The organism is Anabaena subtropica FACHB-260, from assembly GCF_014697105.1.
GTDB classification, from domain to species: domain Bacteria; phylum Cyanobacteriota; class Cyanobacteriia; order Cyanobacteriales; family Nostocaceae; genus Trichormus; species Trichormus subtropicus.
This window is the reverse complement of the sequence record NZ_JACJRF010000002.1, coordinates 52,692-74,769: the sequence shown is the minus strand read 5'-3', so window position 1 is coordinate 74,769 and position 22,078 is coordinate 52,692. Positions and strand designations below refer to the sequence as shown.

The 22,078-nt window shown below is 40.3% G+C and carries 15 protein-coding genes and 1 pseudogene; 8 read left to right on the top strand and 8 right to left on the bottom strand.

Annotation, left to right across the window (positions count from 1 at the left end; all coding sequences use genetic code 11):
• Positions 1-140: 140 nt before the first annotated feature.
• Together H6G18_RS01660 and H6G18_RS01655 are read right to left on the bottom strand one after the other, a co-directional pair.
• The gene (locus H6G18_RS01660) at positions 141-1,205 is read right to left on the bottom strand and encodes a type I phosphomannose isomerase catalytic subunit (RefSeq protein WP_190405339.1); all 1,065 of its coding nucleotides are present in this window, start codon (positions 1,203-1,205) and stop codon (positions 141-143) included.
• A 208-nt stretch (positions 1,206-1,413) separates the two neighbouring features.
• Positions 1,414-2,214 carry an RMD1 family protein gene (locus tag H6G18_RS01655; RefSeq protein WP_190405338.1) on the bottom strand — a complete coding sequence of 267 codons (801 nt, stop codon included), beginning with the start codon at positions 2,212-2,214 and terminating at the stop codon, positions 1,414-1,416.
• A 287-nt stretch (positions 2,215-2,501) separates the two neighbouring features.
• On the opposite strand from H6G18_RS01655, the gene H6G18_RS01650 reads away from it, so the two are divergent.
• Positions 2,502-4,757 carry an FdhF/YdeP family oxidoreductase gene (locus tag H6G18_RS01650; protein ID WP_190405337.1) on the top strand — a complete coding sequence of 752 codons (2,256 nt, stop codon included), beginning with the start codon at positions 2,502-2,504 and terminating at the stop codon, positions 4,755-4,757.
• 210 nt (positions 4,758-4,967) lie between these two features.
• Here the strand turns inward: H6G18_RS01650 and H6G18_RS01645 are convergent.
• A pseudogene (locus tag H6G18_RS01645) lies at positions 4,968-5,189 on the bottom strand (IS4-like element ISSysp3 family transposase); the annotation flags it as partial.
• A gap of 420 nt (positions 5,190-5,609) precedes the next feature.
• On the opposite strand from H6G18_RS01645, the gene H6G18_RS01640 reads away from it, so the two are divergent.
• On the top strand, positions 5,610-6,233 hold the full coding sequence (locus H6G18_RS01640) for an exopolysaccharide biosynthesis protein (protein WP_190405336.1): 624 nt from the start codon (positions 5,610-5,612) through the stop codon (positions 6,231-6,233).
• 73 nt (positions 6,234-6,306) lie between these two features.
• Here H6G18_RS01640 and H6G18_RS01635 read toward each other — a convergent pair whose 3' ends face one another.
• On the bottom strand, positions 6,307-9,507 hold the full coding sequence (locus H6G18_RS01635) for a glycoside hydrolase family 15 protein (RefSeq protein WP_190405460.1): 3,201 nt from the start codon (positions 9,505-9,507) through the stop codon (positions 6,307-6,309).
• Between the two features lie 506 nt (positions 9,508-10,013).
• Between H6G18_RS01635 and H6G18_RS01630 the strand changes: the two genes are divergently transcribed.
• Positions 10,014-10,235 carry a hypothetical protein gene (locus tag H6G18_RS01630; RefSeq protein WP_190405335.1) on the top strand — a complete coding sequence of 74 codons (222 nt, stop codon included), beginning with the start codon at positions 10,014-10,016 and terminating at the stop codon, positions 10,233-10,235.
• Between the two features lie 233 nt (positions 10,236-10,468).
• Here H6G18_RS01630 and H6G18_RS01625 read toward each other — a convergent pair whose 3' ends face one another.
• Positions 10,469-11,839 (bottom strand): hypothetical protein, encoded by a 1,371-nt coding sequence (locus tag H6G18_RS01625; RefSeq protein ID WP_190405459.1) that lies wholly within the window; start codon positions 11,837-11,839, stop codon positions 10,469-10,471.
• 329 nt (positions 11,840-12,168) lie between these two features.
• Complete coding sequence (gene mnmG / locus H6G18_RS01620; protein ID WP_390824732.1) at positions 12,169-14,085, bottom strand: tRNA uridine-5-carboxymethylaminomethyl(34) synthesis enzyme MnmG; 1,917 nt, start codon at positions 14,083-14,085, stop codon at positions 12,169-12,171.
• A 275-nt stretch (positions 14,086-14,360) separates the two neighbouring features.
• On the opposite strand from mnmG, the gene H6G18_RS01615 reads away from it, so the two are divergent.
• The 4 genes from H6G18_RS01615 to H6G18_RS01600 all read left to right on the top strand — a co-directional run bounded on the left by H6G18_RS01615 (position 14,361) and on the right by H6G18_RS01600 (position 18,228).
• Positions 14,361-15,203 (top strand): M15 family metallopeptidase, encoded by an 843-nt coding sequence (locus H6G18_RS01615; protein WP_190405333.1) that lies wholly within the window; start codon positions 14,361-14,363, stop codon positions 15,201-15,203.
• A gap of 64 nt (positions 15,204-15,267) precedes the next feature.
• The gene (locus H6G18_RS01610; protein WP_190405332.1) at positions 15,268-16,713 is read left to right on the top strand and encodes an NYN domain-containing protein; all 1,446 of its coding nucleotides are present in this window, start codon (positions 15,268-15,270) and stop codon (positions 16,711-16,713) included.
• Between the two features lie 88 nt (positions 16,714-16,801).
• Positions 16,802-17,377 (top strand): TIGR04376 family protein, encoded by a 576-nt coding sequence (locus tag H6G18_RS01605; protein WP_190405331.1) that lies wholly within the window; start codon positions 16,802-16,804, stop codon positions 17,375-17,377.
• 278 nt (positions 17,378-17,655) lie between these two features.
• Positions 17,656-18,228, top strand: a complete 573-nt coding sequence (locus H6G18_RS01600) for a nitrate transporter (protein WP_190405330.1) — start codon at positions 17,656-17,658, stop codon at positions 18,226-18,228.
• A 21-nt stretch (positions 18,229-18,249) separates the two neighbouring features.
• Here the strand turns inward: H6G18_RS01600 and H6G18_RS01595 are convergent, their stop codons facing one another.
• Positions 18,250-19,638 carry a collagen-like protein gene (locus tag H6G18_RS01595; RefSeq protein WP_190405329.1) on the bottom strand — a complete coding sequence of 463 codons (1,389 nt, stop codon included), beginning with the start codon at positions 19,636-19,638 and terminating at the stop codon, positions 18,250-18,252.
• A gap of 285 nt (positions 19,639-19,923) precedes the next feature.
• Between H6G18_RS01595 and H6G18_RS01590 the strand changes: the two genes are divergently transcribed.
• The gene (locus H6G18_RS01590) at positions 19,924-20,529 is read left to right on the top strand and encodes a DUF4360 domain-containing protein (protein ID WP_190405328.1); all 606 of its coding nucleotides are present in this window, start codon (positions 19,924-19,926) and stop codon (positions 20,527-20,529) included.
• Between the two features lie 714 nt (positions 20,530-21,243).
• Here H6G18_RS01590 and H6G18_RS01585 read toward each other — a convergent pair.
• Positions 21,244-22,053 (bottom strand): Tab2/Atab2 family RNA-binding protein, encoded by an 810-nt coding sequence (locus tag H6G18_RS01585; protein ID WP_190405327.1) that lies wholly within the window; start codon positions 22,051-22,053, stop codon positions 21,244-21,246.
• Positions 22,054-22,078: the final 25 nt, after the last annotated feature.

Here is a 22,078-nt window from a genome sequence, read left to right as displayed (position 1 = left end):
TCTTCATTTTCAATTTTGGGCGTTGCTGAATTGAGGTATGAATATCAAAATTTTCATCTCTCAAACTCTTACTCTCTGCGAATCTGCGCGACGGACACTTTGCTCTCCTCATTTTGATAGGAGTTGTGCATTCTAGCTCTTCAATTTGTTAACTCACCTAACTTTTGTATTTGCTGTTGATCGTATCCTGCGGCTTGGAGTGGCTTGATGACATCTTGTTGCAAATCAGGCACGTAACAGGCTATGAGATTGGCTTGATGCTCTGGAACAACACGAACTTCTCCAATAGCTGCTGGCAAAATGCAAGATTCTCCTTGCTCCAAATGCTCGATACCAGAGTTAAATTCTAGCTGTACAACATTGCCGACATTGGAAAGAATTAGACAACGACGGGGATGAGATGGTTCTAAATGGGATTCATTTAAAATCCAGTGTTCAAGGGCGAAATATTGACTAGCACAGCCAAAAATCCGAACATTAGCTGCTGATTGTAACTTTAGCCCACTGTTGGGACGAGGTTGATAATGGTTTTTTAGCTCATCAAGGGCTGCATGAATATTGATGTACCACTCTTGTTGGCTGTACTTGTTTCCATACAAATCCGTCGGCATCACAGATTGAGCCAAATTGGAGGTTTGTTGAATTTCAAAAACAAGTGTGTCTGGGCCAAAAGAATGAAGGATACCAGCCGGCACATAGACAGTATCTCCGGCTTGAATTGAATGACGCACCAAGACAGAATCATAGTCACAGGCCACAAAAGCTTCAAATAACTGCTCTTTTGTAAACTCTGCCTTGAGTCCTGCCAAAACTGTTGCCCCTGGTGCTGCCCAAAGAATATGCCAAGCTTCGGTTTTACCATTGGGTTCGTTGTGCAAAATCCGAGCTGTTTCATCATCGGCGTGGAGATGTACGGGCAGCATAAGAGAAGCATCAATAAATTTGGACAGCAAAGGAAAATGTGACCCCTGCCAGCCCTGACCAACCAGTTCGTTAGGATAAGCTAATGTGAGTTCATGTAAGGTGCGACCAGCCAAAGAACCATTAACTACAGTCCCTGTTTTGTCTTTGTAGTCGCTCACTTCCCAAGTTTCGGCTATTCTTCCAGAAGGTAAGCCATGCTTGCCCAGACGTTCTGGAATCACTCGTTCGCCAAAGGTGTATCTTTGGATATTAGTAGTTAACTTCAGTGGATACCAATCCATGAAAATCTGACCCAATAATACATCTAGTTTCTATGCAGTGATAGGGCAACGCCTCTATCTACAGGCTAATAAAGACATGAAATTGGCATTGTCTCGGAAGCATGAAATTTCGCTGCACTCATTTCGATAACGTCCCGCAGGGAACGCAGAGATGGTCTTTGAGCAACTGGAGGTCATCGCTCTCTTGATTCAAGCGAGGAAAAAAGCCTTAGCGTTTAAAAATGATGTCGTACAGCGACAGCAGAATTTCCACCACAATTAGAATCACCACATACCACTCTACTCGCTGGCTACTGCTATGCTGCATGAACTCCAGTACGATTTGTGCGGTTTGGGAAATTAGCTCTAGTTTTCGTTCCAAGGCATTGTGACGCTCACGGATTTCGTATTCATCCTCCAAACGCAGATATAAGTTTTCTAGCTGTGGGGACTCCCAAAGCAATTCTGGCTTATCGATAATCTCTACTCGACCCACAATCTTATGTTGAACTAATAGGGTAGTCCCAAGTTGACGCAATAATTCCCGACTCTTGCGTTTACTCCTGTTGTCAGCCTGAAGACTAGCTGCAAACGGTTCAATTTGATCAAATACAGTTGCTAGGCTCGTTTCATAGTGAGACAGAACAACACTTTTAGCAAGAATATCAGCCACTATCTGTAAACGTTCTACACTAAATTCATGTAGGAAAATTTTTCCTTCCTTAACTCGCTCACTTTCCACAATATTGAGATGAACTTCTACTTCTTCTGTTTCGGGGTTGGGAAAAGAGTCACTAACTTGAGAGGATATTTTAGTTAAAAAAGCTACCTTCTCTACAGGCTCAAGGTTAAACAGAACAACTGCACCATAGCCCAGCAGCACCGCACATCCGTGTTCACCGATTGTAACCATTACTGGCATAGTGGCCAAGCAAACATAATTCTCTAATCTTTGTAGGTTAATCTTTTTACCAAGGAATAGGGCTTGCGCTCTAAAGCTATCTCTGTCATGAAAAAGAAGTTTTTGCATTGTCGCCAAATACTATATTTTGTCTATTAAGGGAACATCAGGAAATAAACTAGGGACTTCCAGCTAAAAAAATATCCTATCACTGGGTAGGCAGGGGAGCAGGGGAGGAAGTGGCGTAGCAGGGGGAAGACAACAAAATATTATTTGAGTAAATTGGATAATTTATTTTTGGCAAGTCCCTTATCTTCAGGCGTAAAATTAGCAATTTATTTTTTTGTACCGACCATACGCCAAATAATTTTTAGCAATAATAATAGTTAGTGAAGCGAGTTGAGATTTAGCTAAGTATGGATAACTTACCTCAAAGCAAGTCTAGCTCCCCTGCTGGGGGTGGTTTACCTGTAATTCAGTATTGGGTAGAACAAACTCTCTCACCGCAAGGATTAAAATTATGGCAAACTCTCAATCATAAAAGTGCGTGTTTATCCTGTGCTTGGGGTACGGGTGGACAAAAAGGGGGATTTGTTAATGAAGCGGGAGAATATTTACAACGCTGTGCTAAAAGTGTAGAGGCGATCGCTGCGGAATTGCAATCAGGAATTAAACAAGATTTTTTCCAAGAACATAGTATCAGTGAATTACAAAAACTGACTTCTCAAGAATGCGATCGCTTGGGTAGATTAAGTTATCCTCTTATTCTCAAATCGGGTTCATCCCATTATCAACGTATAAGCTGGCAAGAGGTTTACCACATCGCTACACAAGCCTTTAATTTACCACCAGCACGAATTGCTAGTTATAGTTCTGGACGTTCATCTAATGAAGCTGCTTATTTACTACAATTATTAATGCGATCGCTAGGTAGTAATAATCTAGCAGACTGTTCAGATTTGTGTCATGCACCTTCAACGGTGGGGTTAAAAAAAGTGTTTGGCTCAGGTACATCAATGGTCAGTTTAGAGAGCCTAAAACATAGTGATTGTATTGTTTTAATTGGTTCTAACGCCCCGGCAAATCATCCGCGACTAATGAACGAATTGATCAAATTGCGGGAAAGAGGTGGGAAAGTAATTATTATTAATCCCCAAATTGAAATCGGTTTAGTTAAATTTGCATCTCCTGCATTTCCCATCAAATCTTTACTCACAGGAGGTTCAGATATATCTTCTTTATATTTACAACCAATTCCTGGTAGTGATACCGCATTATTTGTAGGATTACAAAAATCTCTAATTGAACAAAATTTAATAAAAATAGAATATCTTAAATCCTATACACAAAATTGGCAAGAAGTTGTAAATTACGCTAATAATATATCTTGGGATAATATCACCAAAACCTGTGGTTTATCTCAAGAAGAAATTACAGCAACAGCTTATATAATTGGTAAATCAGCGTGTGTAGTTTTCGCCTGGGCAATGGGGATAACTCAACACGATAACGGTGTAGATAATATCTTGAGTATTGCTAATACAGCCTTAATTACAGGTAATGCTGGTAAAGTTGGTGCTGGGACAATGCCGATTCGAGGACATTCCAATGTGCAAGGATTTGGTTCAATGGGTGTCACTGTAAACTTGCGGGAAGAAATCAAACAAGCATTATCTCAACTATTAGGAAAACCACTAAATGAAACTCCTGGTTATCATACTCGTGACTTAATAACAGCAGCAGAATTAGGAAAGATAGATACACTATTTTGTTTAGGGGGAAATCTGTATGCAGCCAACCCAGACTTACCACAAGCAAAACAGGCATTATCGCAAATAGATACCATATTTTATGTAGCCACCAAACCGAATTTAGGACATTTTCACGGATTAGCTAAACAGCAAACTTTAATATTACCCGTATTCAATCGCTTTGAAAACCCTCATAAAACAACAACTGAATCAGGTAATAATTTTGTGCGGTTAAATGATGAAGGTAAAAGTCATTTAAGACCACCAAATGCTGACTTGATTTCGGAAATAGAATTAATTACAGAAATTGCTCATAGTTTACACGGTGAAACACCGATAAATTGGCGTAAACTACAAGATACAGTTTATGTAAGAGAATTAATTGCTAAAACCATCCCTGGCTATGAAAAAATTGGCACAATTGACCAAACAAAACAAGAATTTCTCATTAAAGGGCGGATTTTAGACGAACCGAAATTTCATACATCTCATGGCAAAGCGCAGATGTTTGTCACGCCTTTACCGCAATTATCGCTACCAACTAAAGCAGCATTTAATGTAGCAGAAAATCAACCAGGAATTGTGATAATTTTAGGAACAGGAAGAAGCTATGGTCAACACAATACTGTAGTTTATCGTAGTGAAGATAAATATCGAGGAATGCCCCATCGTCACTGTATTTTAATGAATATTCTGGATGTAAAAAAAGCGGGATTCCAGGAACATCAGCGAGTAACAGTGAAAGGAGATAGAGGAGAATTAGACAATATTGAAATTATTTGTGGGGCAATTCTTGAAGGTGTAGCTTTTATGTTCTATCCTGAAGCTAATGTTTTATTTAAAGCAAAAATTGACCCGCAAAGTGGTACACCTGCTTATAAAAGAGTTCCAGTTTGTATTACAGAATCCAGGCTTCCTTAAGACGATATTTTAACTGATTTGAAAAATAATAATAAAGAGACAAAAGGTTGAAAACCCTTTTGCCTCCTAAGCATTTAATCCGGCAGCAAATTCATAGCGAGTCATCGCCCTGACTTTTCACGGGATCTGGAAAACCCCTCTCCATAGAGCGTTCGCGTAGCGTGTGCTTTGCACTCAGCGCTTCTCGTAGAGTACCTCTCCCCGCGTCGGCTACGGTGTACACACAAGTTTGCCCAGAGCGAGTTTCCAGCCAAAAAAAGTGGATTCAAATTGCTCAAGACCGCGAACCAAAGTAGTAATACCAGGAGGTTTTTGAGACTTGTAACCAGACCAGCCACCAAGTCGAGCAATAATCCAAGTAACCCAAGCAAGAGAGGAAGGAGGATAGGGATTTTGTTGTAGTCGAGTTTTGCCATCTAATGTAGGAGCAAGAGGGAGAGAGGCTTTAATTTTTCCCCCTTCCCTGTCTTTGCTACGCAACGCTAACGCGAACGACACGCTGCGCGAACGCAGGGAAGGGGGTTAGGGGGTTAGGTTTTACGTTAGCTTTTCCACATAACGTGAAAAGTCAGGGTGGGAGATCCCGTTCAAAATTCCAAATTTTCGTGTAGTGTCTATCTGCGGGACGCTAGGGGGTTTCCCCTATGAGCAACTGGCGATCACCCAAAAGGACAGTTGTCACCCCTTCAGAAAATTGGCACTAATTTAAGTCAAAAATAATTTAGAATTAAGCTTTTATGAGTTATCGTGATCAGCCTGGACTTCTCACAAAGGGTATTTAGGCAAGAGATGAGGGATAAAAATCTACTTATTAATTGTTTCAGATTTAGGTAAGGAAAAATTTAACTATCTATGGCTAGGTTATCTAACGAACTACAACGCCACTTTTTTGAGGAAGAACGACCAGCAAAAGTAACCTTGGCAGAGATTTTGCTGCTGGCTGGGGAACGAATTTTTGGCTTTTTGCTGGTAATTTTATCTCTGCCATCAGCTTTGCCTGTGCCTGCACCTGGTTACTCTGTACCCTTTGGTATCCTGATTTTTCTGTTAGCAGTCCAGCTAATTGTTGGTGCTAAAACCCCTTGGCTACCCCAGAAAATGATGAATCACCCGATTGAACTGCAAACAGTCCAGAAGTTCTTGAAAGGCGGGATTCCTTGGTTAAAAAGAATTGAAGCGCTCGCTCGTCCCCGTTTATCATACATCTGTACTACTCTAGCAGGTAGGGTGACAATTGGTATTGCGATCGCCTTGATGGCAATTTCCATGATGATTCCCATCCCTGGAACTAACACCTTGCCAGCAATGGGTATTTTCGTGACTGGTTTTGGTTTACTAGAAGACGATGGCGCAATTAGTTTAGGTGGTTTAGTTCTTTGTGTGATGGGAGCAATTTTAACTACTTCCATTCTCATGGCCTTAGCTTGGGGTGGTTCCAGTCTGATAGATATCATCAAGACTTGGTTAGGGAGATGAAGAAATAGGGGAGTAGGGAGGAAGGGGGAGAAAGTTAGAGAAAGACTTCCTCTTTTCCCTCTACACCCCCACTTTACTTAACAAACTCAGTTAAGAACTTAAAGGCTTTGAGAATATAGGTAGCGCATTCTTTGGGGGAAGTATTGTAGAAAGATCGCCAGGCACTAGCTTTATCTTCATCATAGCGATCGCCACGTTCGGGATTGTGTTCTAACCACGCCAGGCGGACTGCATGACCGATCAATACATCTAATACTATGTATTCTTCGATTTGCAGTTTGGGATTGCTGGAAGCGATCGCCGCTAGTTCCATTAATGCTTCAATGTTAACTTGGCGATATTCTGGCGCGTCGATTTTATTTAACAGATGCTCAACACGGAGGGCAAAATTCTTTTCACCGGGAGTCATTTCTGATAGCATCACATCACTATCTAAACGATTCCGCCGTTCTAACTTATCGCCAATTACTAACCCTTTGCAATGTTCCATAATTAGCCAAACTTGCTGAAAGAAATTTTTCGGGACGCGGTTTAATGCGCCTTCGGCTTGGCGGAAGCGTCGCCAACCACCGAGAGGAATTTCCATTTCTTCGCTAATACCAGGTAGTATTACCCAATCAATATCACTTTCTTTTTGCTTGACGTGCAGTGATTCCTGCTGACGCAATAGGTTACTCATACCCGGATAAGCTGTTAATACTTGATTTAATCGCGTCTTGACTTCCACTGGTGCAAGTTCCATCAAGCGTTCGTAGGCTTCATCTTGGGTGACTTGTAACTCTTGGGCTAGTTCGCTGGTAATTAAGAGGATGAGATAGCCGACTCTCAGGGTGAGTAGTCCTTGAAAGGATTCGGGTTCTGATCTGATAAGGATACCGAGATAGATCAGGACTTCTTGCGTCAGGACGCGATCGCGGATATCCTCACGACAGAAGTTATTAATTTTCTCGGCAATTTCATAGTGGGGTATCGGCACTGAAATCAGCGACGCTTCACTATAAGCCCTACCTACTGCAATTTGCTTACCTCTAATCAAAATACTCGTCACTGCATCAGACAAGCCAATATCAACCATCTGACGCAAACCAGCCGCCCGCCGGACTACTGCCCAAAAACCAAACTCTCCGGCTTTGGTGTACACTTCATCAAGTAAATCGCCTACCGTAACTCGTTGATCTGGCTTGCCAAATCCTGTATCAAACTCCAATCCCTGCAAACGAGTCAAAGTCTGCAATAACTCAATTTGCTCATATAAATTTTCCGATGCACGCAAAGATGAAAGCAATAAACCCAAGTTAGTTTCATATTCCATCTGGAATTCTTGGATATGTTCCAAAGGCCAGTTTTTTCCTGGATGATAAGCTAGGTAATAACAACGTTTGGCGGCATCTTGGACTGCCGACTGGTAAAATTTCACATCCTGAAGAAAATCAATCCTCTGAATTGCCCCTGTCAGCATCAGTTGATTTAATCGTCCTAATTTTACTGCTACACCATTGCATACACCATCTTTCAGTTCCTGCATCAGTTCTAGTAATGCCTGAGAACCAGTATCCAACATGGTATGAGTCAACATTAAAGTGAGGATAGGACGACCTAAATCACTCCAATACTTTTGGATATACGCAAGTTCACTTCTGATTTGATCTAACAGAAAATGGTAATCAAGTGTTAAGTAGAATTGCTGAGAATCTAAAAATGAAGGTAAAAAGACAATTGTCTCACCCCGGAGGCGGAAAACTCTCGATGTAGTCAAACTCCGCAACCTTCGGACTGGACGACCTGTTAAACCAAGTTTATCATTGCGACCAATTTGAGTATAAATAGTTGAAAGTTCACCAGCTTGTCTGACTTGAATCGGTGCTAATTGTTTTGGTGTTTGGGTTTCAATCCCATGAACTGCTAATTCTGCTTGCAAATCCTCGTCTTCTGCTAACAAGGCAATTTGTACTAAAGCTTCGCGTTTTTTACCTACAGATAAGTGTCTACCTAAAGGGTCAATATCACCAACGGCTAATAACCCCTCACTCAACATTCGACCAAGATAATACAAACTCTGCGCCCACACTAAGGGGATATTTTCATTGGGTAAACGGGGTTGAGTTTGGGGGGCTAACTTTTCAGCTTCGACATTTTCCGCAGGGACATAATATAGTTCTGGTAAAAAATGTAGCCCATCACGCTCAATCAACAAGGCTTCTAAACGCTCTTGGTAAAATTGAGCTTGTTTTTGATCACCACTAAACAACCCATCTAGGGCTAAATAAGTAAAAAATAACGGCCATTCACATTCGATATGCTCAAATTGTTTCAGTTCCCAAGGTTCGTAATGCAGACGCTGAGTGTCTTCTAAAACCGTTTGGTGTCCATCACGCAAAAAGCGTTTGCAACCGTATTTACCTTGGAGTTTGTTAACAATCTCGTTGAGGGTGCGTTCTCTCAACTGCACATCTTCAACAGCAAAAGCCGGATAGCTAATAATACTTAACAATGCTGCGTCAATTTCCTTAGAAGCAGATTCTCTCGGTAATAATGATTCTAAAGTACTGCGAGTCCGAGCGATTTCATCTGGCAGTACGTGAATTACTGATGCTTGACTACCCCGCACGCCGAACAAATCCAGTTCGTTCATGGCTTCTAAGGCTGCTTTTGCCATCCCTACAGAACTGGCGTTTAACTCAGCATTACCATGATTGATTTTATTACCCCGTTCCCAAATACCATAATCGGGTGTACGGTAAGCCCGGCCGATGTAATAAACCAAATTCTGGACAAAGTTGACTTCATCAATACTGTAGATGATCTGCAATCCTGAAGCAGTCATCTGTGCCAGCATCAACAAAAATATGGATGTGGCATCTAGTTGCAAATGTCCCCATTCATCATCACCAACAACGATATCACCTGTGGCTGTGTTGTATTTGGCGTGTAAACCATCCAAAGGTGACTGAGTTTGTTTAAACTGTTCTACTTTGTGCGCCTGTCGCATCATCGCAAACAGCAACCCACGCATTAATTTGATAACGCTGTGTTCCAATTCATAAGTACGCCCCTGATCTTCATCAAGCTTGCGGTATGCCAGGGCTAAACCCCAAACTCCCAAAATGCTGTAAACATTATCTCTTACCCACGCATCTGTATAATCACCGTGAGCAGTGATTGCTGTACTTGCAGGTAGCAAACCAGTGATGGGATTTTGACGTGTCAAAATCACAGTTTTGATTTGCTGGTAGTAATGTTCCAGTCGAGCTTGTAATTCAGTGGCTGTTTTCATCATCTTAATTAAACGCAGCTTGCGGACTTACCCTGTGGCTGTGGTATCAATTATGTAAGCCAAGCCAAAGCATGAGCAATGGTATTACAGCTGAGGGTGGTAAGGATTTTTTATTATCTCGTGTTAGTGAGCATTTGGTTACAAAATCGTGAATAAATTCTCACGTAGCTCAGTAAGAATAGGATTTATTAGACTAAATTAGTCATGAGTATGAACTCTCAACCCCCATGATTTTCCAGTCATTAACTTTTCTACAAAATTTTAAATTTCGTGCTAAAATTTTAGAGGGTAAGAATAAAGTTTTGACGTAAATTTTGTTTTTATCGTCAGCAAGCTTTTACTTTTTTATTAATGCTAAAGCATTTGAATCAAGAAGTATTAAGTATCACCTCTGAATGCTTGGGATTAACCAAGAATAATTCTTTGGAAGAGATAGCTAGGAATCTATATTGCTAGATTTTTATGGTTTTTAGCTAAGTCAATTTATTGAAGAGGTTGGGTGAAAATTGAAAATTAAAGCGTTGGATATTAAAGCCGGCGATCGCATCGTTGCCTACTGCAAGAATAAAAGACAAATCTGCAAGGTGAAACAAATTCTAGATCCGGATCAGACCAATATCACGCTTTCAGTATTTACAACTGAATATTATCGTGGCTGTTTAGTGTCATGCGTAGTCAGGTTTCAAGGTGATGCTTTAGTTGAACTAGTCACACCAGTTCAAAATTAAGAAATCTAGTGTCAGTTGTCAGTTGCTTTGGATGAAAGTCTAATACTCTATCCCCTTATGAGTAGTTTTAAAACATCTTTACCACTGACCACTGACATAACTCCACCCCCTTTTGGATGGAGTTTTTATTCTCTGTGCGTCTCTGAGTGAGATAAATCATCAGAATTATCCCAGTCAATAAGCCAATAATGTTGGTATGTATTGCACCCAATTGAAAACCGCTACTATCTACATTACAACTTTTGCCCAGCATAAATAGATCGCACTTCACCATTACGCCTAACAATAGCTTCACCGTTATTGACATCAACAAGAGTCCAACCACTAGCGCCAATAGTTTCACCGACGCTGACGCGACGACTAGCACCATTCACTTGAAATAAAGCCACAGATTTATTACCTAATTCTAATAAACCTTCTAAGGTGTGGGTAGGAGCAGGTGCAGCCGAGTTAACTGTAAGTGATGCTACAGGTACAGCGTCTCCACCACTATTAAGTTGTTTTGGTAGGCTCGCACCAAATGGGACAACTGGCAATGTTGGGAGTAATTTAGGTGATGGCTGGACATTGATTGGTGCATTGCGTACAGCTACGGGTTTCATATCTGGGCGCACAGCCGCAGTTAACATATTCACAGTTGCTGGGTTGGCTGCTGGTTGCACCTGATTTAAGGTATTGTTCACTACATTGGATGGAGATGGTGAAGAATTAGGCGATGCAACCCCAGGAATTGGCGGCGGTGCATAGCGCATCGGCAAAGGCGCTTGATAAACGGGAATATAAATACGCTCAACAACGTTGGGACGGCTAGGCACTGGTGATGTATTGTTAGCTGTGAGGGGAGACGGTAGATTACCTAGAGGCTGCTGATTGTTATTTAATGTCTGGGCTGTGGGGTTATAACTCACCCTGTTGCTAACTTCTGAACGGACTTGTGGCTGATTCCTGATATTGGATTTATCTATAACTGCCAATGCTCCTAGCATATAGTTAGCTAACTCTCCCTTAACATCGGGTTGAGTCAGCAATGGAGTTTGCGGCACATAAATATTTGCTTGGGTGAGTCTAGAAGTGAGCAGAACTAATACACCAGACTGCACTATGTATAGTACACCTGCGATCGCCACACCAATACTTGTCCCTACAATCAGCAGTTTGCCCAACGTCATTTGAGCTTGCTGACGGATTCTCGTAACTGGTTTGAAAGATTGAGTATCAACTACAACTTTCCCCCCTTGTCTAGTTGTTAAGGGGCCTACAGTCTGTACAGTCCGGTTGAGTGTGTTTGGTAAAACAATCTGCTGTACATCTAATGTTTGCAGACGTTCATATTCTATAGTTTGTTGATGGGAAGGGTTGCTTGAATTATGGAACCAATCGCTGGCAACGGTTTCTTTCATCCTACTGACTGGAGATGCTTGGCGTATTTGTCTACCTCGTCTGTTAGTAAGGTGAGGCAGATTCACATCCAGAATCTCGTCGATATCAGCAAAAAGTTCATCCATCAAGCCATCGGCGTAAAATTCTATTGACCAAGGCTCGTTAACAATCAGGTCTTCTGATGGTTCTGGAATAATGAGATGGGTGCTAACTTCTTGTAACATAAGCATTTTGGGTAGTAGCTGCCAGGATGGGGCCACGCCGCCCCTACTACCTGGGAATCAGGATTTTTAAAATATGTGAGGATTTGCACAATGAGACTCTTCATTTCGGGAAGGTGTAAGAGTTTCAGGGTAGAAAGGTTTTGAACCCCTACACCCCTATACCCCTATACCCTTTGTCCAAATCATTGATTTTTGTTCTCATGGGAAAACCCTAATTGTATTAAATCCAACGTAAAACTGGGGATCAGTTGACGATGCCAGTTCTGGATTCTTGTCATCTATCATACCCATCTCCCCCTCTACTATACTCACCCTTGATGAAGATGAAGTTAAGGTAAAGCTGCTAACCCTGACTGGTGCTTGGTTTGACGTAATTCTAAATAAATTAATAAGGCGTTAATATCGGCTGGATTCACCCCACCAATGCGAGCAGCTTGACCAATGGTCAGGGGTTTGACTTTACTCAGTTTTTCCCGTGCTTCTTTGGATAGGGTATCAATTTTTGTGTAATCCAAATCTCCCGGTAACTGGCGGTTGGCTTGACGGGCAATTTGTTCGATTTGGCTTTGTTGTCTGGCGAGATAGCCAGAATATTTAATATCTATTTCTGCGCCTTCTCTTTCTGCTTTGGTCAGACTGGGATTGCCTAAGCCGTACTTGTCGAGGTCTAGGTAATGGAAACCAGGACGACGCAGTAAATCAGCCAAGGTAATTGAACCTTTGATGGCTTGTTGGGTATTAGATGCGATCGCTTTCCCTACTTCATCATTTTCTTTGACTCTAGTAGCGTGTAGGCGTTCTTTTTCACCTGTAATCTGTTCTTGTTTACGGGTAAACATTTGCCAACGGCGATCGTCTATTAAGCCAATTTCCCGTCCCAAGGGTGTCAATCTTTGGTCAGCATTATCGGAACGTAGTAGCAAACGATACTCGGAGCGACTAGTTAACATCCGGTAAGGTTCCCGTAAGTCTTTTGTACAAAGGTCGTCAACCAACGTCCCGATGTAACTTTGCTCACGGGGAAACACAATCATTTCCTGACCACTTACAAACCTCGCCGCGTTAATTCCTGCCACAATCCCTTGGGCTGCTGCTTCTTCATAACCAGTTGTTCCGTTCACTTGTCCTGCACAAAACAATCCAGCAATTTTTTTAGTCATCAGTGTGGGGTAACACTGAGTTGCTGGTAAGTAATCATATTCCACCGCATAAGCAGGACGTAACATTACGCAATTTTCTAGCCCAGGGAGACTACGTAACATCTGTAGTTGCAAATTTTCGGGCAATCCTGTAGAAAACCCTTGAATATATAATTCGGGAATATCCCGTCCCTCTGGTTCAATAAAGATTTGATGGCTTTCTTTATCCACAAAGCGGACAATCTTATCTTCGATACTGGGGCAATAACGGGGGCCTTTAGCTTCCACCCAGCCACCATACACAGGCGATAGGTGTAAGTTTTCTCTAATCAGGCGATGGGTTTCTGAAGTGGTACGGGTCATGTAACAAGGTAGTTGTTCCCGTTCCACCCATACATCTGGGTCAAAACTAAACCAACGGACTTCTGCATCCCCTGGCTGGAGTTCCATTTTGCTGTAATCTACTGACCGCTTATCTACCCGTGCAGGTGTCCCAGTTTTTAATCTACCGGTTTCAAATCCCAAACGATTGAGTGTTTGTGTTAATCCCTCAGCCGCGAATTCCCCGGCACGTCCTGCTGCCATTGATTTATTACCTACCCAAATCTTGCCACCGAGGAATGTACCCGTGGTCAAAATTACGGCTTTACACCCAAAAGCTACACCAAAATAGGTTTCTACCCCAATCACTTCATCGTTAGCACCAAGCACCAAGTCCGTCACCATACTTTCACGGATACTCAAGTTCTCTTGGTTTTCAACAATATTTTTCATCACCGCCGCATATTCCCGCTTGTCAGTTTGGGCGCGTAATGCCCACACCGCAGGTCCTCGTGAAGAGTTAAGGATGCGCTTTTGCAGATATGTGCGGTCTGCCATTTTACCAATTTCCCCACCCAAAGCGTCTACCTCATGGGTTAACTGGGATTTGGCAGGCCCACCCACAGCCGGGTTACAGGGTTGCCAAGCAATTTTATCCAAGTTGAGGGTCAGTAACAAGGTACGACAGCCGAGGCGGGCAGTAGCAAGCGCTGCTTCGCAACCGGAGTGACCTGCACCGACGACAATGACATCAAAATTATCTTGCCCAAAATTTTTTTCGGTCATTGAATTGTGCATGGTCTTATGTACAGGATTAAGAAGCTGAGATTTATTTCCAATTTTAACCCATCCCGCCAGTGATTTCATGTATGTTAATTTTTCAGAAAAAACTTATTCAATTAATCAACAATTTGTATTCATTTTTAGTTCAATTATTTTAAATAAATGCTGTGTGTTTAAAGGTTGATATTTCTCTAGAGATTGTTTCCTTGTATGAGAATTTTTGTTATAACTAGAAATATGTATGTGTATTTTTATATTTATCTATCATTCATAATCCCATGAAACGATTATTTAAGAGATTAAGATTTATTTGTATTGGCACTTTGATAGTTTTTACATTAGTTGCCAGCAATAAAACTAATTATCCTAATTTTTCCCACAATCATGAAATATTAAATGCTTGTGTAATAGAAAGTTCTGTAGCTTGTATTGGTATATATGAAAAACCAATAATACCTACACCCAACACGAACATTTCCAGTACTGAACAAGAGCGTTTCTTATCGGCGATCGCCTCTAATTTACTTGAAGTTCCCGAGCCTAATAGTTATGAATATATCTTGCTCCGTGCTTACGGTGCAGCTTTTGTAGATCCAGCCCCAAAAGTTCAATTCCCCTCTACAGTAGTTTTTATTAATGAGCAAGAAACTCAAGAATTTCAAACTACTTTAACTATGGATAAAATCACGGGTACAAACAATTGTTATTTACAAAAGTCAGCCGCAGCAGCTTTAAATAAAGCACGTTCTATACAAAATATCCCTCTTAAATCTGGTTATGGTGCTAGTGATTGTACTCGTAATTATGCCACTACTTTGAGATTTTGGCGAAAATATGCCAATAAATATACTTTAGATAAAATGCGAGAAGGGAAAGAAACAGGAATTCTCGGAGTAGTTGCACCACCAGGAGCATCACAACATCTTTGGGGATTAGCAATTGATTTACGAGTATCTAGTGCAAAACAAAGACAAGCTTTGTATGATAATGGTTGGTTTCAAACTGTAGAAAACGACGTTCCACACTGGACTTATCTTGGTGTAAATATAGATAGTTTGCCAGAGTTGGGGTTAAAAAAGAAAGTTATTAGAGGAATTACTTATTGGTTGACACCAATTTAACTGTTAAAAACTGTGCAAACTTGGGAATAATAAATTTACAATTGTATTCTCAAGGATGATTAATATGCTAAATGAATCTAATAACCAGTGTCAAACCTTCTTGATTGAACTATTGAAAGCAACCTCTAAAAAACATAATTTATACTCACTATTATCACAAAATATAGATAAAATTAATGAAGATTTGGCTTTAAAATTACGACAATGGTCATTAGAACAGTTTAAGCATCGACCAAGTACAGCTATTCCTCTAGCTAAAGTCATTTATGAATTTAGTAAGACTATTCAAGAGTCTGAATATGGTAATCCTTTTATTAATTTAGAAATTGCTATTGCTGGTTATGAAATATCTTTACAGGTTTATACTCGTGAGGATTTTCCAAACTATTGGTATGATATACAGCAAGCTTTGTTAGATGCTTACCAACAACGTCAGCACGTGTTGTCCGTCACTATTACTCAACTCAAGTACGAAGCTCATCAAAGTCTCGTTCATGTCAACACGATATTTGAGAGATTACCACAACAATTAAAACAAGCAGAACTACAACTTGAAGATTTGAGAACAGAACTAATAGAGTTAAAAGAAAAAGCTGTTAAATTTGTAAAAACAGATGAAATAAAATCTATAATCCTTGAATTTCAAGAAATCAAAGAAAAGCAAAATAGTTTACAAGAAATTAATTTACAAACGTATAACTCATTGAATGAATTTAACACAGCTATTTTTTATGATATTCAAAATTTAAATCTGGGAAGAAATAATTCCCATAACAATTTTTCTTTTAAAGAAATTCAATCTCATTTAAAAACAACGGATATATTTAAGAAAAGTGCTGTTCAATGTGCTTATGCAGATTGGAGTGATGTTAGGTTAAAGCTTCTTAAAGATGAAATTCAAGAACTTGGTGTTGAACCAATCCAGATTTTTGATTTTGGGCATAAAAAAAATGCAGCAGACATCCAACTATCTATTGATGCTATGGAGTTAGTGGTTATACGTCCTTTCATACAAGTATTTGTAATTGTATCAGGCGATGGTGGTTTTGCTTCTTTGGCAAAAAAACTACATGAGTATGGAAAGACAGTTATTGGTTGTGGTTATGAAGGAAAAATTAACCGATTTTTTCAGTCTATTTGTGATTATTTTATAATTTTGCCTTCTCTTAAAGAAAACATAGAAGATTTACAAATAAACCATTCAAACGATTTTGCTAAACATACAGATGATGATATTTTTCTCAAAACAAAACTAACCTTACAAAAACTACATAAAGAAAATAAAATTGGTAAAGATGGTATCTCTATTTCTCAAGTTCATATATTTCTCAAAGCAGAAATTCCTGATTTTGACGAAAAAAGGTCAAAAGAAGAAAACGGTCGTAAATTGTCAACTTTTTTAAAAAAATCTCTTGAAGGCACCAGAATGTGTATATCCAATAATAATAATAAGCTCATGTTGAAAACAGATTTAGCTACGAACACTATTGAATTAGCAAAAAATAATTGATAAACCATATTTTAGTAATTTACTTTTCGCCCACGATGATAATTACTACAATGAAGTGGTAACGCATCTAACCTCTGGAGTTCTGACAGTGGGACTATTTGACGATTTGAGTCGGTTTCTGGAAAACCGTTTAGAGGAATTCTTGCGAAATAATCCACATTTGGAGTTGGAGGCGCTGTTAGAACAACTGCGTCAGCAAGAGGAAGATACCTTAAAATTGATAGCAGATTTACAATTACAAGAGAAGCGATCGCAAGAAGATATTCTCGCCACAGCGCAAGAAATTCAACGTTGGCACATCCGCGTTCAAAAAGCCAAAAATGCTGGTAGACAAGATTTAGTGCGGCCAGCCGAAGAACGAGAAGCCGCCCTGTTGCGCGAAGGTAATCAGCTTTGGGGACAAATGCAAGGGTTGAAAGAACGTATAGAACAATCCAAAGAGCTACTCAGGAAAATACAAGCTCGGCGGCAGGAAGTGCAAACAAAAGCAACCGAAGCACAGACAACACGCGCTAAAGCTCAAACCCAACAGCGTATAGAAACCAATGGATGGTGGAATTCTACCACTAGTTCTAGTGGCGGGTTTGATGACTTAGAAGAAAAGTTCCTTCGTTGGGAAACTGAAGATGAGCTAGAGCAAATGAAGCGGAATCTAGGAAAATAATTTCTACATACTTGAGAAATAGGATGAAAGATTTTTTAAATACTTTCATCCTTTATTTGGGGAATTTATCTGTATTTTAGGTAACAAAACCATGCTGAAAAACGTTATTTAAAAATGTTTTTCTCTTTAGGAATTAAATATTGAGATTTTATTTATTTTTTTAATTTTAAATACATTTACTGATATATTGGAATCAACCTTTTAATTTATCCTGATTGTTTATTTGCATTTTTTGCTTGCCACAGTATTTTCTAGACGTTTCAAATAAGCACTGAGGCATGGATCAAAGTATATTTTTAGATGTTTTAACTAGCTTACAAAGATTATTTGTAGGTTACATTCCAGCAGCTATATTCGGCAGTTTCATGGGATATCTCATAGGTATCAATGTCACTGTATATCAATTAATGCGTCGGATATTTCAGATACCAAATAGTATTCCTCCGATTGCGATACTGCCAATTACACTGGTTATTTTTCAAGAGAATGAATCAGCAGTAGCAGTGGTAATTTTTCTGGCAAGTCTCTGGACAATTATTATTAATACTGCCATAGGAATACAACATTTTCGCAGACAAAATAATAACTTTAGGGCAGTTATTTTCCATACATCTCATGCCCTGAAAGTTGGTATTTGGGTAGCATGGTTTACAGTTATTGCCATAGAAATGTTGCTAGGTTCCAAAGGACTGGGCGCTCTGGTGTGGAATAGTTATAAATCGGGTAATAGCAACTACATTATTGAGGGAGTGCTTTACATTGGTATTATTGGCTTTTTACTAGACCAGTTTCTAGATTACACGGGTTATCTTCTTGCTCAGATGGTAACAGATAGTAAAAAGTCATCGTGAACTACCTGTATTAATTACAAATTAGTTTGTTCTCTTTTTACGAATTGTACCTTGCCAGCTAATCGTTTGCTTGGCAGAACGTTCTCCCAAAGAGCGAGTTGCTACTACTTCTATATCAACGTTTACCCCAGGACTGAGGGCTTCAGAAGGAATTTTTAGTTTACCTAAAGCCAAGGTAAAACGGTTATAGTCACGGGTGACAAATTGGCTGGGAATATCTCCTGCGTATACAGTTTTGTAGTCAGAGAAGCCACCATAATTGTCTCTAGCCCGAAACTTGACCTGAAACTGAGTCTGGAGTGCATCAGATTTCGCAGCCAAATCAACTATTTTTAAGTTGAGATTTTCTCCTGCATCGGCAAATTCTGCTACTGCTAACCGTGTGACATCTTTTTTGGGAATGGCATGGTTCACGGTAAATGTTGTCAAGTTAGCCTGGGTACTTGTACTACCTGCAAGCCACAAATCTTCGGGAAAACTTATTTCTACTTGCTTGTTATTATTTAAACTTACTTTTAAGGTTTGATTAGAAAAATTACCGTTAGGTTGCTTCTCTTGCCAAACTATTTGTAAAGTTTCTTCTAAACGTTGTGCAAATTCTCGGTACTCATCAGCAATAACAGAACCAGGAGCCAGTAAAGAACCTGCACCTTGGCGAATATTCCATTTATTTTTCGATAGATTTAACTTCTTACCTGCAAGTTCAGCCAAATTTATCGTCACAGTTGGAGTCTCAGGTGCTAAGGGTTCCTTACTATTGACAATACTGAGAATCCCTAAACGCCCTTTTTCTCCATCACGACCATCGCTACCATCACGCCCATCTTTGCCGTCGTAACACCTGTAGCGTTTCTTCGTACATTTATAGTCAGCATTACCAGGAGTTCCTTGACAAGTTTCTATCTCCCAACTGCGCCGCCGACACCTACAACCCACTGTACCATTGCCACCGCGACCGCCTCGCCCACCGTCTCCAGGAGTCCCACGCACGAAAATTTTTCGCAAGTCTGCCAAATTTGTGTAGTAGACAGTGAGTAGACCACCATTACCACCATCTCCACCCCTACCACCATCACCTCCTGCGCCACCATTGCGTGCATGAATGTCGTAGTTTGGGTTATTGGGTTGATTTCCGCAATAAGGTCTGTTACCTCGTGCGCCATCTTCACCGTCTTCGCCATCTTGACCAGATAGGTCAAGATTTACTGGTGAACCATCAGCAAAAAGAGTTTGGTTGTCACCATCGAGGCCATTTCTACCTGTTCGCCCATTAGTACTGTTACTACCTCCTGTCTCATATTTCTCATAGGCAACAGCAGAACATAAAACTGAACCGGAAGCAGGTAATAAGCTTGTAAATAAGCAGAATGTTAACAGCAGTAGTAGTTGACTTCTTAATCCTTTGTACATAGATGGTTAATCTAGATTTTTCTAAGTATTACTGACACTGATTTATAGTGTTTTGCTCCTGTTTATGGCACTGCGTATGTCAGTTGTGAGTTGTTTTGAATATGTGATCGGGTTTATAGACCTGATTTTAATCTTTTTTTAACACTGATTTCCTGAATATAAATTTTTAATAATTAACGGGAACTTTTAAATTATTTGAATTTTGGAAATTATCTGTAAATTTCCGGAATTATCCAGAGTCAATTTGGATTTAACACTGTTGAAAACACTCACAAGAGGCGAGTAATGAATAATCAAAACTTCAAGAAAACATCTATCAACTTTGTAAAATCTTCTTTAGCTACGGCTGCACTGATGACAGCTTTTATCAGCCCTGCCCTTGCTAACACCAAGGTAGAAATTTTAGGTGCAGAATATGGTGGTAACGGTTGCCCTGATGGGTCGGCTAGCGTCAGCGTCAGCCCTGATGGTCAAGAGCTAAGTATTCTATTTGATCAGTTTATGGCTTTGGGGAATAAGCCCGCAGAAAGTCGCAAAAACTGTAACTTGAGCATTCCCATTAAAGTACCCCAAGGCTTTCAAATTTCCCTCTATGATGCTGATTATCGGGGTTATGTTGCTCCAGCCACAACTGGGAGACTAAGAGCAGAGTACTTTTTTGCTGGTCAGCGTGGCCCTGTTTTTTCTAGAACATTTAGAGGTGAAACTGACTACAACGTTCGAGATAAATTAGCAACTGTGGCTAATGTCTGGTCACGCTGTGGGGACAGCCTAAATATGCGGGTGAATGCGGCGATGACTGCCAGTGGTCAAGGTATGGCAACTGTGGACTCCTTTGACTTAGCTCACCGTGGTTTGGTTTATCACGTCAAATATCGCCAGTGTCGTTAGATGTTTGCTACGCCACTAGTAGTTTGTTTCATTAGTTTTAAGGGTTAAATGTGTTTGTAGTAAAGAGTTTAGTTCTATTTCTCTAACCACTAAAGTCCTTACTATAGGACTCATGTTTGATGTTTGAAATATAGGTAGGGTGCTTGATGCTAAAGGCTAACGTACCATCCGAAGTCTTTCGTGCTGTACTGGCGGCGATAACGCACCTTACTTAATACTACTTATATTGAGAATTTTTCAAAAATCAAATCGGACTACCATCCCCATTCATAAAACTTAATGAAACAGAGAATAAGGGTAGGTTTCGTGACGCGAAACTTACCCTTTAGTGTTTTGTACTAAGTGCCAAGTCATGATGCCAAATCCCATCAGAATGGACGTTGTTTAGTCTGAAAGTTAAGTCCTGAATTTCAATTATTTCACACATAAAACAAGATGCTTAGTGTTATACCACTTTGAAAAAAGAATGCGACAGATACCCATAACCAAAGCTTTGTCATGCCTGGCTTTCTTGATTTTGAATTTTGCGGAAAGTTCTGTAGGCGGGTTTCCCGCCGTAGGAAACTTTTCAAGACGAATTTTGAATTGGTATTAGGTGGCTGTGGTAGTGCAGTTTTAGCCGCAGCGTATACAAAAGATAGTGTAATTATCAAAATTTTTACAATCAACCACTGGGGACTATCTTTGTACTTTGCTAATTTGAAATCTGCTGTATTACAAATTACCAACTACGTCAGTTTGCAACAACCAAATGCCAGTGTAAGTCATGCCAGAATCATCTGGTTGTACCAATAAGAAATGCAGTCCCTGGCTTTGTTGTTTGCGTTGTGCATAAACTTTTGCGGCAGCCGTTACTTCTGCATCTGCAAAAGTGACTAAAATCCACCTATCCGCCAAACCGGCTTCTAATACTAAACCATCGGGCGCACCAGCAATATAATTCAACTCTACAGGACGTGCTTGGGCAATCCATTTAGCTAAGTTGAGCGATCGCCTACCACCATAAATTACTACACCGGGAATGGCAATGGTTGATGCCAGTCCTAAATTGAGCGGTTGGAGGGATTCGGGTAAAGATAAAATGGGAATTGGGCGATCGCTAAACAAATCAACTAAATCACCAGCTTGGATACTAGCAAAGCGCCACTCATCACCCCACAAGTTATCTGGTAATGGTGTTGGTGGTGGTTTATCTACTGCTATGGGATATTGCTTTTCTTGTAACCATTGCTTCAACGCGATAGTTTGGCGCTGAGGTTCGATCTTAATTCCCAAATTGCGTCCAACCACTTCCATTAAACTCAATGACTGGGGACGAAAAACTTGAATTACATCTGGGAGTTTTGCACCTGCTGCTAATTGCAGTTGATCAGTCAACCAACTAGAATTAGCTACTGACTGGGGACAAGTCGCCGTATATTCAAAACTGCGAGTTGCATCACAAATTAACAACTCCCACAAGACTTGTCCATCTGCAACTTGCAAAGGACTGCGATAAAAATCTGCTTGCCAAACCAGACTCATGAGCTGCTCTCTTACTCAACGGCTA

Coding starts and splice junctions, on each gene's coding strand:
- H6G18_RS01655 (WP_190405338.1), bottom strand. CDS start 2,214: ATGCAAAAACTTCTTTTTCATGACAGAGATAGCTTTAGAGCGCAAGCC.
- H6G18_RS01650 (WP_190405337.1), top strand. CDS start 2,502: ATGGATAACTTACCTCAAAGCAAGTCTAGCTCCCCTGCTGGGGGTGGT.
- H6G18_RS01660 (WP_190405339.1), bottom strand. CDS start 1,205: ATGGATTGGTATCCACTGAAGTTAACTACTAATATCCAAAGATACACC.
- H6G18_RS01600 (WP_190405330.1), top strand. CDS start 17,656: ATGGATCAAAGTATATTTTTAGATGTTTTAACTAGCTTACAAAGATTA.
- H6G18_RS01635 (WP_190405460.1), bottom strand. CDS start 9,507: ATGAAAACAGCCACTGAATTACAAGCTCGACTGGAACATTACTACCAG.
- H6G18_RS01610 (WP_190405332.1), top strand. CDS start 15,268: ATGCTAAATGAATCTAATAACCAGTGTCAAACCTTCTTGATTGAACTA.
- H6G18_RS01590 (WP_190405328.1), top strand. CDS start 19,924: ATGAATAATCAAAACTTCAAGAAAACATCTATCAACTTTGTAAAATCT.
- H6G18_RS01615 (WP_190405333.1), top strand. CDS start 14,361: ATGAAACGATTATTTAAGAGATTAAGATTTATTTGTATTGGCACTTTG.
- H6G18_RS01585 (WP_190405327.1), bottom strand. CDS start 22,053: ATGAGTCTGGTTTGGCAAGCAGATTTTTATCGCAGTCCTTTGCAAGTT.
- mnmG (WP_390824732.1), bottom strand. CDS start 14,085: ATGACCGAAAAAAATTTTGGGCAAGATAATTTTGATGTCATTGTCGTC.
- H6G18_RS01595 (WP_190405329.1), bottom strand. CDS start 19,638: ATGTACAAAGGATTAAGAAGTCAACTACTACTGCTGTTAACATTCTGC.
- H6G18_RS01640 (WP_190405336.1), top strand. CDS start 5,610: ATGGCTAGGTTATCTAACGAACTACAACGCCACTTTTTTGAGGAAGAA.
- H6G18_RS01625 (WP_190405459.1), bottom strand. CDS start 11,839: ATGTTACAAGAAGTTAGCACCCATCTCATTATTCCAGAACCATCAGAA.